We start from the raw sequence: 17,449 nt of genomic DNA on the forward strand, positions 1-17,449 counted from the left end.
ATTTATTTTTTTACACCTCCCATCTTATTGAAATCCCAAATTAAGGAGAACATAAAATAGCGTTTAATGGTATTGTATTTTGTTTGTGTAATAGTGCTGGCACTGGCATATCGCTGGAAACCAGTATTTTGATTAAGCAAATCGTTACCTGACAGACTTAATTTCAGGTTGTCGCCTTTAAAAAAAGTTTTGCTAACCGAGGAGTTGACAATGGTTTGTTCGAAGCTTTGATCAAAAGATGCTGTTTTGGCAGTGTAATTATATCTGGCATCACTGCTTATTTGAATTTTGGCTGGGAGGTAAATGGTAAAGCTTCCATAACCTGCATAACTTAGTCCGTTATTATTGATGTTCTCATTTAGAGAAGACTGCTGTGTATTGTATGCTGGACCAAAACTAATATTAAAACTATATTTCTTTTCTTTGTGCTTGCTCAAGCCAACACCTGCATTGTAACTATTGTTTTTGGTTTCATTAAGCACATCATTTACATAATTGTAGGACGTATTTCCGCTCATTCCTAATTCAACATCCACACTCAACTCAATTTTCTTTATTTTTTTAGAAAAATAACTATTTACGTAGTAGTTAGTTGGTGTTTCATCTTTCAAATTGATGAACTGATATTGTGACTTTCCAGTTAGTTTGTCTGTTGTTGTATTGTTAACGATTTGGTTATTCGTAAAGTTAAAGGATCCATAGAAGAACAACGATGTATTAGAAATGACTTTGAACGAGTTATATTCAAAGTTAAAATTATTGGAATATGAAGGTTTCAAGTTAGGATTACCTATTGGAATGTTTAAAACGTCATCGTTTACTGCAACAGGTTGCAGTTGGCTAACGCTTGGCTGACTTGTACGTCCGTTATAAGAAAGGCCGAACGCTCTATATTGAGAGAACCTATATTGATATCTGGCTTGTGGCATCCAATTGACAAAGGTTCTTTCGTAGCTGATATCATTCACTTTGTCTAGCTGATCGAAATTAACCGTGTTGAGTTTAAGTCCCCCATTTAACGTAGATTTTTTATGTTTATAGCTTAAGATAGCGCCCCCTTGATTTGACAATTGCTGACTTGTAAAATTATTACTGAATTGGTTGTCGAGCATGTCGTATTGACCAGGAGTGGAGGCGTTGTACGATTTACGATCAGCACTTGCATTGTTTATGCTCAAACCATAATTTAAGACAACTGACAACTTCTTGTTGATCGGTTCTGTGTAGGTGAGGTTAGTGAAAAAGAAAGAATTGCTGGCTTTATTGGTCTTAAGCTGATCGGTAAGCTCCGTTTTATTGAGGACTCCATTGACGTCGAAAAATTCATTTTTCGAATATAAATACCCCTCACTATTCCGCTCATTAATCATCTGGCTCAGGTTTAAAGAATAATTTCTTCCGGGTTTTTTGAGTTTTTTAGTGTAAAATGCTGAAACGTTAAAGATTTGTTCATCTCCTTTATTGTCCAGGTCTCTTAATTCTGTATTTAATAAGGAGTTGTCTTCCCTTCTTCCTTCGCTGCTAAAGTTATTTGCTGTTTCATTATTTTTGGAAGTTCCTGAAACGGTTACTTTTAGGTTGCTGGTGGTGTCTAATTTTATTTGATAGGTAGCATCCAGTTTATGCCTAAAGATATAATTGTTTGTTAATTGGTCTTGGTTACTATTAATGATTCCTTCGGGGAGATTTCTTTGTGTCAGGATATTTTTTGTGCCATCAACTCTTAACGAACCAATTTTATAGTTCGTATTGATCGATTCCTTATCGTCATTCCACTTGAGGTCGTAATGGGCCCCTGCGTTTCTTGCGATCGGAATTCCTTCGCCATTATACCTTCCTCCCCATGATTCAAGCTCATCTCCGCCGCCGCCCATTATCATCATACCGCCGTCAATAAATTGGACATCTCCACCGCCCCCACCATATTTATTGTTGTCGTCCCAACTTAACCCTGTTTTGCCTGTATTACTAGCTGTACCAAAGAAGGAGAATTTTTCCTTTGCCTTAAACTTATTGAAAAGGACCTGGCCTGCGTAAAAATCATCCGTGCCGCCACCAATGTCCACTTTTCCAAAAAAACCATTCTTTTTATCTTCTTTTAACTTGATGTTAATAGTTTGAGTTTTTTCTCCATCATCAACGCCTGTAAATGATGCCTGATCACTTTTCTTTTCATACAGTTGTACTTTATCAACCATATCAGCACGGAGGTTTTTTGTAACTAAGGTGGGATCATCACCAAAAAACTCCTCACCATCTACTAAAACCTTTGGAACCGTTTTACCTTGGGCTGTAATCTTCCCATCTTTATCTACCTGTATGCCCGGTAATTTTCTCAAGAGATCTTCAACCTTATCATTCGGTTGTATGGTATAACTTCCGGCATTAAATTCGGTTGTATCACCTTTAATTTTTATTGCCGCTGCCTGTCCTTTAATGATTACTTCATTTAGTAAGGTTGCCTTGAGTTTCATGTTAACGGTTCCAAAATTGAAACTCAAATTTCCTTCATCTAATTTAAAATGATAGACATAATCGGCATATTCTGGATAAGTAAGGAGGAGGATGAAATTCCCGCTACGCATAGGCTGTATTTCAAAAGCGCCATTTTCTGCTGCTCTTGTGAACTTATAAAGCGTAGAATCCTTGGCATTAAGAATACTAATAGTTGCATTACGAAGCTTAGTGTTCGCTGCCGAATCGGCAACAATTCCTTTGATGTAGGATGGGCTTTGGGCGAATACACAGATGCAAAGAGCGCATAAAAAAAAGGTGAGGCTTAATTTCTTCATATAGACGGGTTTGGAAGGCGTAATATATAACTATACATTTAATACTAAAAGTATAGTTACAAACTTTAACATTTGATAACAAACTTTAACATTTGTTACACGATTGTAATGGTGGGTATTTTTAACCTAAAATGTGCGAATAGAATCAAAACATGTATATTGAGCGATCGGTGATTTAGAGGAGAAGATGATACACGAATTAGAACAATTACAGCCCGCTCAACTTGCGGCAAAATTTATTAATTTAACTTCCCGTCATATTTTCCTTACAGGAAAAGCGGGTACAGGTAAGACTACTTTTTTGCGTAATTTAATTTCTTTGACGCATAAAAAATCTGTTATTGTTGCCCCAACAGGTATTGCTGCCATCAATGCTGCAGGAGTCACTATACATTCTCTTTTTCAACTTCCATTTGGGACTTATTTACCGAAAAATTCCACAGCTGATTTGGCTACAGCGCACCAACACTATAATACACCTAAATCTATCATCCGGCATTTGAGTATGAATGCCACAAAGCGTCGGATTTTGTTGGATATGGAATTGCTTATTATCGATGAAGTTAGTATGCTCAGAGCGGATTTGTTGGACGCTATTGATATGGTTCTGCGTTATGTGCGGAAAAATAATTCAGCAAGTTTTGGAGGCGTGCAAGTTTTATTTATCGGGGATTTGCATCAATTGCCGCCTGTGGTTAAGCAAAATGAATGGGGATTGTTAAGTGGGTTTTATAAAAGCATTTATTTTTTCGACGCACTCGCTTTAGCAGAAAGTAAACCAGTGTATATAGAACTCGAAAAGATATACCGGCAGGCTGATGAGGTTTTTATTGATCTTTTAAATAATCTTAGGAACAATCAGATAACACAGCGGGATCTAGAACTGCTCCAACAATATTATCGGGCGGATTTTAAGCCTAATTTGAGTGACAACTACATTACACTTACTACACACAATCAAAAAGCAGAAACCCTTAACAGAGATAGTTTATCGGAGCTGAGCGCTAAAAGTTACTTTTACCCAGCGGCCGTAGATAAGGAGTTTCCAGAGACTGCCTTTCCTGCAGAAAAGTCATTGGAATTAAAAGTTGGGGCGCAAGTAATGTTTGTTAAGAATGATCCCACAGGGGAACAGCGTTTTTTTAACGGTAAAATTGCGGTTGTTATTTCCTTAAGTGATGAGTTGATTAAAGTTAAAGCCGAGGGATCCGATCAGATTATAGTTGTAGAGAAATACATTTGGAAAAACATACGATATAATACAAATAAGGTAACTAATGAAATTGAGGAAGAGGTAGTAGGTACATTTACCCAGTTTCCACTAAAACTGGCCTGGGCAATAACTGTGCATAAAAGTCAGGGCCTAACTTTTGATAAAGCAATTGTGGATTTGGGAGATGCCTTTGCCCCTGGGCAAATTTATGTCGCACTATCTCGTTTACGCACATTGAAAGGGTTAATTCTAACCTCTCAATTATCTGGAAGATCTATTAGACAAGATCCGAACGTAAGTTATTTTGCAAGATTAAAAGAACAGCAGGAAAACCTGGGTTTACAGATCAAAAGAGAAAGTGATGCGTTTTTAAGAAATTATATCTTACAGAGTTTTGATTTTAGCACACTTGATAATTATGTTTTCGAACATGTTTTTAGTTATAAAAAAGATGAAAAGCGCTCTACGAAACAAAAGCATTTATTATGGGCTATTAAGTTGCAGCAGGAGCTCATGTCATTAAAGGTAAATGCAGATAAATTCTCGAGGCAAATTGAACGGCTGTTTTTTGTTGACGACGAGACCACTAAAAATCTTCGATTAGCGCGAACAACAGCAGCGGAAAATTATTTTAATCCACAAATTGTAAAACTCAGTGATTCGATTTTTGAACTGATCGAACTTGTTAAAACAGAAAAACAGACCAAGGAGTATCTGGTTGAACTTTTTGAGATGGAGGCGATGTTTTATGAGCAGTTTAAGAAAATGAGAAAGGCTAAAGCCATGTTAACCGCCAGTTTAAATGGAGTGGAACTTACGAAAGAAAGTTTAAGCGGTTTGTTTAACGAGACAAAAAGAGCGGAACAAATTCAAAAAGCATATAGGATGCCTAATAGTGAAGAATTTAATCCAAGTACTGCAGACAGTTTTAGAAAGGTACGGGCTTCGAAAAAAGAGAAGTTGCCTAAAGTCCCTAAAGAAGACACCAAGGATGTTACACTTAGTTTATTGAAGCAGGGGAGAACAGCGGAAGAAATTGCAAGAGAACGAAAAATGACTTTAGGTACGATTGAAGGTCATATCGCCTATTTTGTGGCAAAACAGGAATTAGATCCTAAACTATTTATACCAGCCAAGAAATTAAACGCTATGTTAGAAGCTATTAATCAATTAAAATCCATCAAACTTAACGATCTTCGGGATCATTTAGGAAGAGGTTACTCCTATAGCGAAATTAAAATTGCTGTAGCCGCTCATTTAGCTGAAGGGCATTAACTAAATGAGATTGCTTCGTACCTCGCAATGACGTTTTCGTACCTCGCAATGACATAGTTATATCGTCCCCTCAAAAACCTTTACTGCTGGTCCGCATAAAAATATGTTGGTGAATTCTTGCCCATCATAATCAAACTTGACATTGATATGGCCGCCTAAAACTTCAATTGCCGTCTCAATATGTCCGGTTTGCTGTAGATGTTTTGCCCTCGCAAGCGCAACTGCGGTAACTCCCGTTCCACAGGCAAAGGTTTCGTATTCCACTCCACGTTCAAAGGTTCGAACGAATAAATGGTCACCTTTATTTTCAACAAAATTAACATTAATCCCTTTTACTTGATAAGTTTCATTATTCCGAATGGCTTTACCGGCGTTAAATACATCCAGTTCTTTCAAATTTGTTACCTCTTTAACATAGTGCGGAGAGCCTGTATTCAGCACATACGCATTGCCATCTTGTGTGACTTCATTCACATTGATCATCTGGAGGTCCACCCAATTACCTTCGGCTGAAATTTTGGCATAATGCGGTCCATCTACTGCCAAAAAATTAGCTTCACTGTCAATAATTCCTAAATGTTTAGCAAAGGCAACGATGCAACGTCCGCCATTTCCACACATACTACCCAAGTTGCCATCTGCATTATAATACACCATTTCAAAATCAAAGTCTGCGTGACTTTGTAAAAGCATTAGCCCGTCGCCTCCAATACCAAATCTCCGATCACAAAGTTGCTTTACAAGATTATTATCAATGTTTTTTAAATTGTCCATGCGCTGATCAATCAAAATAAAATCGTTGCCAGCACCTTGATATTTGTGAAATTGCGTCGTCATATTTGTTTTTTTTAATCCTTAAAAGATTTAGGGCCACTATTTGCTTGATAAATTAGGATGTTAATTTAACATTTTTTAACATTACATCAGATGTATTAAGTATACAAATATCGTTTATATGGTATTAAATTTGAGTAAATCTTTCTTAAAAAGTAAATAATATATAAAAACATGAAGAACATCATAATCTTTTAAAAGAATAACCATAGATTATGATAGCTTGAATACCATTAAAAAACAAATTTTAAACAAATGAAAAAAATAGGATTAATAGTGTTTGCTGCATTTTTAGGAGGTGCAGTCGCAATTGGCGCTTATAAACTATTAGAGCGCAATAATGATAGCTTTTCTTTAGCTGAAAAGCAAAATATGATCTTTGCGAATAACCCAATTAAAGTCTCATCAACAGGAGCGGTAGATTTTGTGCAGGCGGCTGCAGCAGTTTCTCCAGCAGTTGTTCATATTAAAACAACCTACGGTACAAATCCTTCAAATGAAACACGTCAAGGTGGTGGATTAGAAGATTTCTTTGATTTCTTTGGTGGTGGCGGTAGCCGCAGAGGAATGATGCCAAGAGCGGCCTCGGGGTCAGGTGTAATTTTAACTGCTGATGGTTATATCGTTACCAATAACCATGTGGTTGATAAAGCTGATAAGATTGAAGTGATTCTTTCGAACCGTCGTAAAGTTACGGCTAAAGTAATTGGTAAAGACCCTAATACCGATTTAGCGCTCATTAAAGTAGATGTAGATGGTTTGCCTTTTGTTAAAATGGGTAACTCTGACAATGTACAAATTGGTGAGTGGGTATTGGCAGTTGGTTTCCCGTTAGACCTACAAACTACAGTAACTGCAGGTATTGTAAGTGCTAAAGCAAGAAGTATTGGCATTTTAGACAGAGAGAGTAATGGGATAACACGTGAAGAATATATGGAAATGCAACGTACTGGGGTGAGGCCAGAACGTCCGGCAAGTACGGCGATCGAGTCATTTATTCAAACAGATGCTGCCATTAATCCAGGTAATAGTGGGGGTGCTTTGGTAAATGCTAATGGTGAACTGATAGGGATTAATTCAGCGATCGCATCTCAAACTGGTAGAAATGAAGGTTATGGTTTTGCTATCCCAGTAAACTTGGCGAAAAAGATACTAGAAGATTTTAAACAATTTGGCAGTGTAAAACGTGGTTACATTGGAGTTAGCTTTAAAGCTTTAGATGCGGATGTTGCAGAGTACTTGAAAATTAAGGATATTAATGGCCTTTACGTAAGCGACGTGTTACCCGGCGGAGCTGCTGCAGTAGCAGGAATAAAAGAAGGCGATATCATTAAAAAAGTAGAAGGTGTCGAAATTTATGACTCGCCAGATTTGCAAGAGAAGATTGGTCGTCTACGTCCTGGTGATAAGGTTTCTTTAGGGGTGTTAAAAGCAGATGGCTCTTTGAAAAATATAGTGGTAACGTTAAAACCAGAGAGTAGCATGAACTTAGCCTCTGCAAAGAAAACAGAAGCGGTGCCTACCGGAACTACTGTAGCGAAGCTCGGAGCAAGTTTTGCGCCGGCATCTACGGCAGTAAAAGCAAAATATAAAGCTACAAGTGGGGTAGTTGTGACAAATGTTGAACCTGGTAAGTTATTCGACTATTTTGAAGTAACGAAGGGTTTGCTCATTACAACTGTAAATGGTAAACCGGTAAATAGCTCTGCTGATGTAGAAAAAGCACTAGCAACCTCTGGAAACGGTAAAACCACTATAGCTGGTTTTGGAGAGAATGGAGCTTATACATTTTCTTTTAATTAAAAAATAATTATACATGTTAATAATTAGGACAGCAATTTGCTGTCCTTTTTTTTTTGCCTTAAACTGCTCATTTTTTTAGAATGTTTCTAAATAACTTCTTTCTTATGATTTTATAGATGACAATCCTAATTTAAATCATATTTTAAATACTTTTGTAACAACTGAATAAAAAAATAAAAAGCTAATGGGCAGTATCGCAAATGCTTTTTCCTCATCTATAGGAAAAAAACTAATAATGGGTCTCACAGGCCTTTTTCTAATCTCTTTTTTAGTTATACACTGTTTTTTGAATTCCTTTGTGTTTTTCGATAATACTGGTGTATTATTTAATGAAGGAGCTCATTTTATGGCCACGAACTGGATTATACGTGCTATGGAAATAGTTTTAATGCTTGGTCTTATGTTGCATATTGTCCAAGGAGCGCGCTTAACATTCGAAAATCAAGCTGCCAGACCAGAGAAATATGCTTATAACAATGGTAATGCAAACAGTAAATGGTATTCGCGATCGATGGGTCTTCTAGGGACATTATTGCTGATTTTCTTAATTGTTCACCTTTCGCAATTTTGGACAGTTTCTCGATTTACAGGTATTCCTACTGTGGATTCTGCGGGTCATGAAGATTTGTATGCGGTGATGAAGGAAACGTTTAAGAATATATGGTTTGTTGTGTTGTATGTGCTTTCGATGATATCCCTAGCTTATCATCTGTTACATGGCTTTGCATCAACGTTTCAAACCTTAGGTTGGAATCACAAAAAATATACGCCTATTATAAAGGCAGTAGGCGTTTGGTTTTCTATCCTAATTCCTTTGATTTTTGCAGCAATGCCAGTTTGGATCTACCTAGGTCTTTAAAATAATTTTGAACGAATAAAGCTAAATACATAATGTCAGCAATAAATTCAAATATACCAGAGGGGGAATTAACAACTAAATGGACGAAGTTTAAGTCTTCGGTGCCATTGGTTAACCCTTCCAATAAAAGAAGTTTAGAGATAATTGTTGTAGGTTCTGGTTTAGCCGGAGCGTCAGCAGCCGCTACTTTAGCCGAAATGGGCTATAAGGTAAAGTGCTTTTGTTTTCAGGATTCTCCACGTAGGGCGCATTCTATTGCTGCTCAGGGTGGTATCAACGCTGCGAAAAATTATCAAAATGATGGGGATAGCACTTATCGTTTGTTTTATGATACGATTAAGGGCGGTGATTATCGTGCACGTGAAGCGAATGTTCACCGTTTAGCAGAGGTGAGTGCGAATATCATCGATCAATGTGTGGCGCAAGGGGTTCCTTTAGCACGTGAATACGGAGGCTTATTAGATAATCGTTCATTCGGCGGAACACAGGTGCAAAGAACATTTTATGCGGCAGGTCAAACTGGTCAGCAATTATTGCTGGGTGCATATAGTGCTTTAGAGCGCCAGATTGGAATGGGTAAGGTAGAAATGTTTACCCGTCACGAAATGCTTGAAGTTGTGAAAATTGATGGCAAAGCTCGGGGTATTATTGCACGAAATCTAATTACTGGCGAGTTAGAACGTCATTTTGGTCATGCTGTTGTATTAGGAACAGGTGGGTATGGAAACGTTTTTTACCTTTCTACTAACGCAATGGGAAGTAACGTAACTGCTGCCTGGAAAGCAAACAAGCAGGGTGCTTTTTTTGCCAACCCTTGCTATACGCAAATTCACCCTACCTGTATCCCTGTGTCAGGCGATCATCAGTCTAAACTAACCCTTATGTCTGAATCGTTGCGTAATGATGGAAGAATTTGGGTACCTAAAAAGAAAGATGATACCCGTAAAGCTTCAGAAATTCCTGAAGATGAAAGAGATTATTACTTAGAACGTCGTTATCCTGCGTTTGGTAATTTAGTTCCGCGCGATGTAGCTTCGAGAGCTGCGAAAGAACGTTGCGACGCAGGTTATGGAGTTGGAACTTCTAAGTTGGCAGTTTACCTAGACTTTAAGGCGAATACGGAACGCTACGGTAGAATTGAAGCGGCTAAGGCTGGTAACCATCATCCAGACAAGGAAACTTGTATGCGTTTAGGTTTGGCGGTGATCAAAGAGAAATATGGTAATCTATTCGATATGTATGCGCAGATTACCGGCGAAAATCCTTATGAAACACCAATGCGTATTTATCCAGCGGTTCACTACACAATGGGTGGATTATGGGTTGATTATAACTTAATGACTACGGTTCCTGGTTTATACTGTACGGGCGAAGCGAATTTTTCTGATCATGGTGCAAATCGTTTAGGTGCGTCAGCTTTGATGCAAGGTTTGGCAGACGGTTATTTTGTTCTTCCATATACGATCGGACAATATTTATCAAAAGAAATTTCCGTTAAAGCGATTCCAACAGATCATCCAGCATTTGCTGAAGCAGAAGCTAAAGCAAAAGGAATATTGGATACTTTAATTGGAATTAAGGGAACCAAATCGGTAGATCACTTTCATAAGAAGTTAGGTCTAATTATGTGGGAAAAATGTGGAATGGCTCGGAATGCTGAAGGATTAAAATCGGCCATTGCAGAAATTCAACAATTGAAGAAAGATTTTTGGAGCGATGTTAGGGTTCCGGGATCGGCAGATGAATATAATCCTGAACTTGAAAAAGCAGGCCGTGTTGCAGACTTTATAGAGTTAGGTGAGTTAATGTGTATTGATGCATTAAATCGTAACGAGAGCTGTGGTGGCCATTTCCGTGAGGAGTTTCAAACTGAAGAAGGTGAGGCCTTGCGTGATGATGAAAATTATGCTTACGTTGCGGCTTGGGAAAATAAAGGCGATGGAAGCTTCGAACTTCACAAAGAAGAACTGAAATTCGAAAATATTAAAATAGCACAAAGAAGTTATAAATAGTAGTTGAGGTATGAGTATAGGAAATATGAACTTAACGCTAAAGGTTTGGCGTCAAAAGAGTACAAAGGATAAAGGGAAAATGGTCGATTATAAAGTCGCTAATATTTCTCCTGACATGTCTTTCTTAGAAATGTTTGATGTCTTGAACGAAGATTTAATTACAAAAGGGGATGAGCCCATAGTATTCGATCACGATTGCCGCGAAGGTATTTGCGGGATGTGTTCCATGTTTATCAATGGCCGCCCTCACGGTCCAAAAGATGCAGTAACAACTTGTCAGTTGCATATGCGTTCTTTTAAAGATGGAGATACGATTGTAGTTGAGCCTTGGAGAGCAAAGGCATTTCCGGTAATCAAGGATTTAACGGTAGACAGGTCTGCGTTTGATAGAGTTATTGCAGCTGGAGGCTTTATTTCTGTTAATACAGGCAATGCGCAAGATGCAAACAATTTGCCAATTCCAAAGGCTCAGGCCGATGCTGCATTCGAAGCAGCTGCTTGTATAGGTTGTGGTGCTTGTGTAGCAACTTGTAAGAATGCTTCTGCGATGTTATTTGTGTCTGCGAAAATCTCTCAATTGGCTTTATTGCCACAGGGACAACCTGAACGTTATAAACGTGTGCAGAATATGGTTGCCCAAATGGATGCAGAAGGATTTGGAAATTGTACTAACACTGGGGCTTGTGAAGCCGAATGTCCCAAAGGAATATCGTTGGAGAATATTGCCAGGATGAATAGAGATTACTACTCGGCTAAGTTTATAAGTGAAGAAGAGGGATAGATAATCAGACAATTGATTTGGATTTATCCTATAAAATTACTAGATTTAGTTGTCCGAGACAGAGGAGACATTTAAACAAAAAACCCCGACCATTTAGGTTGGGGTTTTTTGTGAGTATTAATTTACTATTTTTTTAATGAGAATTTAACAGGAATACTGTATTTAGTACGAACTACCTTGCCGTTTTGCATTCCGGGATTCCATCGTTTTGATAACCTTAATACACGAACTGCTTCCTCATCTAATCCATAGCCTAATTTTTTGCCATCTACTTTAATATCACTTAATGAGCCGTCCTTTTCTATAGTGAAAGAGGTATAAACAGTTCCTTCAATTTTAGCATCCACTGCAGGCTTAGGATATTTCATGTTTGTACCTAAAAAATTATAGAACTTTGTGATGCCTCCTGGATAAGCTGGAGGGTTTTCCATGGAAACATGACTATATACTGTTTTGTCGCCTTCGCCTGATGTTGAAGGAGTAGTATGGGTATTTGCATTATTTGACGTTATGGTTTTTTTTGGTGTATTAGGCATTGCAAATTTTATTGGCATGCTGTATTTCACGCGAACAGGTTTTTCCTTATAGAGACCTGGATTCCATTTTCTCGCCAATTTAAGCACTCTAACGGCCTCCTCCTCTGTTCCTGAGCCTAGTTTTTTGCCATCTACTTTAATGTCAGTTAATGAACCATCTTTTTCTATCGTGAAAGAGGTATATACAGTACCTTGTACATTGTTTTCGATTGCCTGGGTGGGATACTTGATCGTTGCGCCAAGAAAATCATAAAACTTTTGAATACCTCCAGGATAGGTTGGTGGGGTTTTTAAAGATATATGATCATATACCTTTTCATCTTGGGCAAACGCTTGGTTTAGGCATAGATTGAGCATTAACACCGCTATTAGCGATGAGAAAATTTTTGTTTTCATCTTTTTTGAGCTTTAGGTTAAGTTTTTACTGATTCTTTGTTTTTTGAATTGGAACATTCTTGGTCGTCACTATGATTACGCCATTTTTCCCCGAAGAGCCGTAGAGGGCGATAGCAGAAGCATCCTTTAGGATCGAGATTGATTCAATCTTATTGGGGTCTAATTGGTTAATGTTTTCGTTTTCTAATACTTTTCCATCCAAAATGTAAAGAGGGTTTTTGCCATAGGTATTGGTGCCCCTAAACTTCACTTTACTTCCATAATCCTTTATGGTTACTTCATCATTGTTTTTCGAGGCTTCTGCTTGTTTGATTGCTGGAGTTTCTTTTTTGTCTACGCCATTTGCGATAGCATTTTTGGTAGTGATTACAACTACGCCATTAGCTCCTTGAGTCCCATAAAGACTAATTGCCGAAGCATCTTTAATTATGCTTACTGATTCAATGGTGTTTGGATCCAATTCATTTAAGTTAAGGGCAAACACTTTTCCATCAACGATGTATAATGGCTCTGTTTGTTTATTTGTTGAACGATAGCCAATAATTTTAATTGACTTTGAATCTACATTGCTTTTGGCTTGCGGATTTGATGCCTGGGCCATGATAGTTATTGTATTTAGCGCAGTGAAACCAATTGGCATTTTTACCCCGTCATTGATAATAGCCGTACTAGCGCCTTTAATTCTAAACGAAGTTTGCAACGCATACAAACCATCTTTTAAGGTGTTTAATTGCGAATAAGCCATCAAACTGTTTAAAACTGCAACATCACAGCCATTTCCAAGTTCTGTATGAATATTTATATGTTTTAAATTGCCTTTTATAAGTGTGAAAGTTATAATGCTATTTCCTTGATGGTTTTGTAAACGAGCGGTGCTAGGGTATTCAATACTTTGCATTAAATAGCTATAAAATTTACCTAGGTCATCAGCTCTATATATTTTTCCAATTGAGACATCTTTAAAGTCTGCGCTAACTGTGCCGCATAACAACGCAGCAACTAAAGATAATGTGATTATTTTTTTCATTGTAAAGTTATTTAGTTAGCGACTCTTTTTTAGTGGTAATAAGAATTACCCCGTTTTTTCCTTCTATTCCGTAGAGAGAGTTAGCAGAGCCGTCTTTAAGTATGCTTATGCTTTCAATGGTTTCTGGTTTCAAGTTGTTAATAGCAAGGTGATCTTGTTTCTCCCCGTCGATTATGTATAAGGGATTTGATTCCTGGTTTAAGTTGCTCCCTTTTAATTTGATGCTGGTAGCTAGGCTCGCATTATATGGTTCGCTGCTGGTTAATTTAAGTTTAGCAGTCTCATTGGGCATTGCGAACTTGATGGGAATGTTATATTTAACGCGAACCGGTCTGCCATTCAACAAGCCTGGATTCCATCTTTTACTTACTTTAACTACTCTGGTAGCTTCTTCTTCAAGGCCATAACCTAATTTTCTTCCATCTGCTTTAATGTCGGTTAATGTTCCATCTTTCTCTACAGTGAATGATATATATATAGTCCCTTGCACCCGGTTGTCAGTTGCCATCGAAGGATATTTAATCGTATTCGCTAACCAATGATAAAATTTTTGAATGCCACCTGGATAGCTAGGGGGACTACTCATTGACACGTGGCTGTAGACGATGTTTTCTTCTATAACCCCTTCTTTTTTAGCAGGTGTGGCATAGCCTCTCACAACTAGTTTCGGCAATTCATTGTATCCATTAGGTGCTTCGTTAGCGATCGCCTCTTCTTTACTGGTAAGCTGTGTTAATTTAAAAGCAGTGATGAAGCTATAATTTCCATCATCGGCAGGTAACTCTTTAGTAAATGCTAAAACGCTTTGCTTTACTTCTTGTTTGGTTTGATAACCTAAATCTCCCACCACATTCACATCTTGAATTTTCCCTGTTTCTACCTTAAAGTTAATTCGAACATCCCCTTCAATTTGTTTGTTCATTGCCTCTTTCGGATATTTGATAGTATTGCCCAAGAAATTATAAAAGCCATCCCAAGCTTTATTTGAATTGCTTATTAAGTTGTTTTTTGCGGTATTAAAGATTTTAGGATTTGTGTTATAAACACGTGGCGCAATTTCTATATTGAGAATTCTTAGTGGTTCTATGGTTTCAGTTACTGCCGCTTTAATATCATTTAATGGAATATGTTCTGCCACTTCAATTAACCTATTGTTTTTACGAATAGTAGCCGATGACAAGATCAACGTTAGCGCAAATAAGGGAACAAATAAACCATACTTGAGCATAGCTGTCTTTTTTGAGCGCTGTTTGTGTAACATAAAAATCCTTTTTTTGATAAGGGATTTTGTGAAAAAACCATTGGTTAAATCACTTGGACGGGCACCAAATGCTTGACTTAACAGTAACAAGGAATATGTTTCTTTATCACCTTGAAAATTTGCCGCAGCTTCATCGGCCAAGAATTCATGGATGTTTTTTACCGTATATTTGTAGGCATAAATTATTGGGTTAAACCAAGTAAAAATGGCTAATAGCTCGAAAAAGATCACATCAATGGTATGTTTTTGCTTGATATGGATTTCTTCATGTAAATGAATTGTTTCGGGCTCAGGAACATCTTCAGCGATAGCTTTTCTGTTCAGAAAAGAAAAGGCAGCGCCACTGTTTACATTATAGAACATTTTATTTACCGCTTTTAGCTGATAAATAAATCGAATAATAAAAAATATAATTCCAGACACATATATTGCTACAACCAGGTTCCCCCAATTAAATTTTTCTGACGACTGGTCGACAATACTTACTTGAGATACAAACCCACTTAGTTGGTCAACCCCTGTATACATACGTTGGGCAACAGGTTGTGTGGCTAACCATTCAAAGCGTAAGAAAGGAATGGTTAGGGATAGTAGCCCTGATCCAATCAAGTATATCCTGTTTAAGATAAAGTAAGTTTCTTTATCTAATAACAGTTTATAAAAGCAAAAAAATACAACCAGGTAGATATTTACCTGTAGCAAATAATGCGCCCAACTCATTTTGGTTTATTTTTGAATTTGTTAATCATTTTTAAAATTTCATCCACATCACCTAGATCGAGTTTCTCTTCCTTTACGAAAAAAGAAAACATGCTTTCAACAGAATTTTCGAAATAGTTCCCTAATAATTTCTCTGTAGCATGGCGTTTATATTCTTCCCGACTAATTAATGGGTAATATTTGTGAGCTTTACCAAATGCTTCATGCCCAATAAAACCTTTTACTTCTAAGATTCTGATAATCGTAGATACCGTATTATAGGCAGGTTTTGGTTCTGGCAGGTAATCCATTACTTCTTTTACAAAGGAATTCTCTAATTGCCATACAATTTGCATGATTTGTTCCTCAGCCTTTGTTAGATCTTTAATTTCCATGTTAATTGTTGTTTTTATGTATTAAGAGCGCTTTTTTTTTCAAATGAGTGTTATTATTTGAGTAATTTACCGAATAATTAGTATAAACTTAAAACTAATATTTTAGTTTTCAAAATATTTGTGCTGTTATTTTATTAAAATCAGAAAATAAATTAAAAAGAATGAAGATAGCATTTCATGGCGCTGCACGAACAGTTACCGGCAGTAAACACTTGATTACTTTAAATTCAGGTATAAAAATTTTGCTAGATTGTGGTCTATTCCAAGGAATGGGACATGTTACCGATCAATTAAATGAGCATTTTGGATTTGCGCCTGCGTCACTAAATTATGTAATTCTTTCTCACGCCCATATTGATCACTGCGGTCTGCTTCCAAGATTAGTAGCCGAAGGTTTTAATGGTACAATATTTTGTACGCCTGCTACGATGGATTTAGCGAGAATATTGATGATGGATTCTGCAAAAATACATATGCAGGATACTGAATTTTCAAATGAGCATAGACAACCGGGGGAGGAAGAAGAGCAGCCATTATACATTGATGAAGATGTGATTAAAGCTGTAGGCTTAATGAAAGTGATAGAATACAGGGAAGTTTATCAGATAACAGACAATATCAAAGTAAAATTTACTGATGCGGGTCATATTTTAGGAAGTGCTGCAGTGCATTTAACGCTAACAGAAGGTGGTAAAGAAAAGAAGTTAACTTTTAGTGGTGACATTGGTCGTTATGGAGATATGTTGCTCAAAAGTCCAGAAGTTTTTGACCAGGCAGACTATATTATTATGGAGTCTACTTATGGCGACTCATTGCATAGGGATCTAGAACCCATTGAGAAAAAATTGCTTGAAATTATAAATTATACCTGTAAAGTTAAAAAAGGAAAGGTAATTATCCCAGCTTTTAGCGTGGGCCGCACACAAGAGCTTTTATACGCTCTTAACGGTCTTGAGCTGAAGCAGCAGTTGCCAGACGTACCGTATTATGTGGATAGCCCGCTTTCAGCGCAAGCAACAGCTGTGCTAAAAAATCATACAGAAGTTTATAACCAAAAAGTGAAAGAGGTGCTGGCAGCTGATCATGATATTTTTTCTTTTAAAGGATTAAGATTTATCGAAAGTACGGAAGAGTCAAAAGCATTAAATAGTGATAATCGGCCTTGTGTAATAATCTCCTCCTCAGGCATGGCGGAAGGTGGGCGTGTGAGGCATCACATCAGAAATACAATCGGAAATGAAAGAAATACCATTCTAATGGTAGGTTATTGCGAACCTTCATCATTAGGAGGAGAATTAATTGCAGGTCAGAAAGTGGTGAAGATTTTTCGTGACGACTATGAAGTTAAGGCAGCAGTAGGTTCAATAAAATCAATGAGCGCACATGGTGATTTTGAGGATTTATTGCGCTTTTTATCTTGTCAAGATCCAGCAAGGGTAAAACACTTGTTTTTGGTTCATGGAGAATATGAAGCTCAACAGCACTTTGCAATCCGCTTGAAAGAAAAGGGCTTTAAAAATATTTCAATTCCCTCCTATCATGAAAAATTTGACCTCGATGTTTAGC

At 37.3% G+C, this 17,449-nt stretch carries 12 protein-coding genes; 6 read left to right on the forward strand and 6 right to left on the reverse strand.

All coding sequences use genetic code 11. The annotated features are described in order from the left end of the window. Nucleotides 1-2: 2 nt before the first annotated feature. Nucleotides 3-2,792 carry an outer membrane beta-barrel protein gene (locus BM207_RS13875; protein WP_090995371.1) on the reverse strand — a complete coding sequence of 930 codons (2,790 nt, stop codon included), beginning with the start codon at nucleotides 2,790-2,792 and terminating at the stop codon, nucleotides 3-5. Between the two features lie 187 nt (nucleotides 2,793-2,979). Here BM207_RS13875 and BM207_RS13880 point away from each other — a divergent pair, with 187 nt between their 5' ends. Next, nucleotides 2,980-5,280: a helix-turn-helix domain-containing protein gene (locus tag BM207_RS13880; RefSeq protein WP_090995374.1), complete on the forward strand. Its 2,301-nt coding sequence runs from the start codon at nucleotides 2,980-2,982 to the stop codon at nucleotides 5,278-5,280. 57 nt (nucleotides 5,281-5,337) lie between these two features. Here BM207_RS13880 and dapF read toward each other — a convergent pair whose 3' ends face one another. Next, entirely contained in the window at nucleotides 5,338-6,117 is a 780-nt protein-coding gene (dapF, locus tag BM207_RS13885) for a diaminopimelate epimerase (protein WP_090995377.1), read from the reverse strand. A 252-nt stretch (nucleotides 6,118-6,369) separates the two neighbouring features. Between dapF and BM207_RS13890 the strand changes: the two genes are divergently transcribed. The 4 genes from BM207_RS13890 to BM207_RS13905 all read left to right on the forward strand — a co-directional run bounded on the left by BM207_RS13890 (nucleotide 6,370) and on the right by BM207_RS13905 (nucleotide 11,569). Next, complete coding sequence (locus BM207_RS13890) at nucleotides 6,370-7,917, forward strand: trypsin-like peptidase domain-containing protein (protein ID WP_090995380.1); 1,548 nt, start codon at nucleotides 6,370-6,372, stop codon at nucleotides 7,915-7,917. Between the two features lie 184 nt (nucleotides 7,918-8,101). Continuing rightward, entirely contained in the window at nucleotides 8,102-8,776 is a 675-nt protein-coding gene (locus tag BM207_RS13895; RefSeq protein ID WP_090995383.1) for a succinate dehydrogenase cytochrome b subunit, read from the forward strand. Nucleotides 8,777-8,808: 32 nt separating this feature from the next. Beyond that, the gene (locus BM207_RS13900; protein ID WP_090995386.1) at nucleotides 8,809-10,788 is read left to right on the forward strand and encodes a fumarate reductase/succinate dehydrogenase flavoprotein subunit; all 1,980 of its coding nucleotides are present in this window, start codon (nucleotides 8,809-8,811) and stop codon (nucleotides 10,786-10,788) included. A gap of 10 nt (nucleotides 10,789-10,798) precedes the next feature. Continuing rightward, on the forward strand, nucleotides 10,799-11,569 hold the full coding sequence (locus BM207_RS13905) for a succinate dehydrogenase/fumarate reductase iron-sulfur subunit (protein ID WP_090995390.1): 771 nt from the start codon (nucleotides 10,799-10,801) through the stop codon (nucleotides 11,567-11,569). A 125-nt stretch (nucleotides 11,570-11,694) separates the two neighbouring features. Here BM207_RS13905 and BM207_RS13910 read toward each other — a convergent pair whose 3' ends face one another. Genes BM207_RS13910 through BM207_RS13925 form a run of 4 tightly spaced genes read right to left on the reverse strand, consistent with a single transcriptional unit; the run spans nucleotide 11,695 to nucleotide 15,883 of the window. Next, entirely contained in the window at nucleotides 11,695-12,501 is an 807-nt protein-coding gene (locus BM207_RS13910; RefSeq protein ID WP_090995392.1) for an energy transducer TonB, read from the reverse strand. A 25-nt stretch (nucleotides 12,502-12,526) separates the two neighbouring features. Continuing rightward, the gene (locus BM207_RS13915; RefSeq protein WP_090995393.1) at nucleotides 12,527-13,528 is read right to left on the reverse strand and encodes a TonB-dependent receptor plug domain-containing protein; all 1,002 of its coding nucleotides are present in this window, start codon (nucleotides 13,526-13,528) and stop codon (nucleotides 12,527-12,529) included. Between the two features lie 7 nt (nucleotides 13,529-13,535). Beyond that, entirely contained in the window at nucleotides 13,536-15,509 is a 1,974-nt protein-coding gene (locus BM207_RS13920) for a TonB family protein (RefSeq protein WP_090995397.1), read from the reverse strand. Further along, nucleotides 15,506-15,883, reverse strand: coding sequence for a BlaI/MecI/CopY family transcriptional regulator (locus tag BM207_RS13925; RefSeq protein WP_090995401.1), 378 nt, complete (start codon nucleotides 15,881-15,883; stop codon nucleotides 15,506-15,508). The genes BM207_RS13920 and BM207_RS13925 overlap by 4 nt, the downstream gene beginning before the upstream one ends. A 161-nt stretch (nucleotides 15,884-16,044) precedes the next feature. Between BM207_RS13925 and BM207_RS13930 the strand changes: the two genes are divergently transcribed. Next, entirely contained in the window at nucleotides 16,045-17,448 is a 1,404-nt protein-coding gene (locus BM207_RS13930; protein WP_090995405.1) for an MBL fold metallo-hydrolase RNA specificity domain-containing protein, read from the forward strand. Nucleotide 17,449 lies beyond the last annotated feature (1 nt).

Source organism: Pedobacter insulae (assembly GCF_900113525.1).
In the GTDB taxonomy this organism is placed as follows: domain Bacteria; phylum Bacteroidota; class Bacteroidia; order Sphingobacteriales; family Sphingobacteriaceae; genus Pedobacter; species Pedobacter insulae.

Coding starts and splice junctions, on each gene's coding strand:
- BM207_RS13875 (WP_090995371.1), bottom strand. CDS start 2,792: ATGAAGAAATTAAGCCTCACCTTTTTTTTATGCGCTCTTTGCATCTGT.
- BM207_RS13880 (WP_090995374.1), top strand. CDS start 2,980: ATGATACACGAATTAGAACAATTACAGCCCGCTCAACTTGCGGCAAAA.
- dapF (WP_090995377.1), bottom strand. CDS start 6,117: ATGACGACGCAATTTCACAAATATCAAGGTGCTGGCAACGATTTTATT.
- BM207_RS13890 (WP_090995380.1), top strand. CDS start 6,370: ATGAAAAAAATAGGATTAATAGTGTTTGCTGCATTTTTAGGAGGTGCA.
- BM207_RS13895 (WP_090995383.1), top strand. CDS start 8,102: ATGGGCAGTATCGCAAATGCTTTTTCCTCATCTATAGGAAAAAAACTA.
- BM207_RS13900 (WP_090995386.1), top strand. CDS start 8,809: ATGTCAGCAATAAATTCAAATATACCAGAGGGGGAATTAACAACTAAA.
- BM207_RS13905 (WP_090995390.1), top strand. CDS start 10,799: ATGAGTATAGGAAATATGAACTTAACGCTAAAGGTTTGGCGTCAAAAG.
- BM207_RS13910 (WP_090995392.1), bottom strand. CDS start 12,501: ATGAAAACAAAAATTTTCTCATCGCTAATAGCGGTGTTAATGCTCAAT.
- BM207_RS13915 (WP_090995393.1), bottom strand. CDS start 13,528: ATGAAAAAAATAATCACATTATCTTTAGTTGCTGCGTTGTTATGCGGC.
- BM207_RS13920 (WP_090995397.1), bottom strand. CDS start 15,509: ATGAGTTGGGCGCATTATTTGCTACAGGTAAATATCTACCTGGTTGTA.
- BM207_RS13925 (WP_090995401.1), bottom strand. CDS start 15,883: ATGGAAATTAAAGATCTAACAAAGGCTGAGGAACAAATCATGCAAATT.
- BM207_RS13930 (WP_090995405.1), top strand. CDS start 16,045: ATGAAGATAGCATTTCATGGCGCTGCACGAACAGTTACCGGCAGTAAA.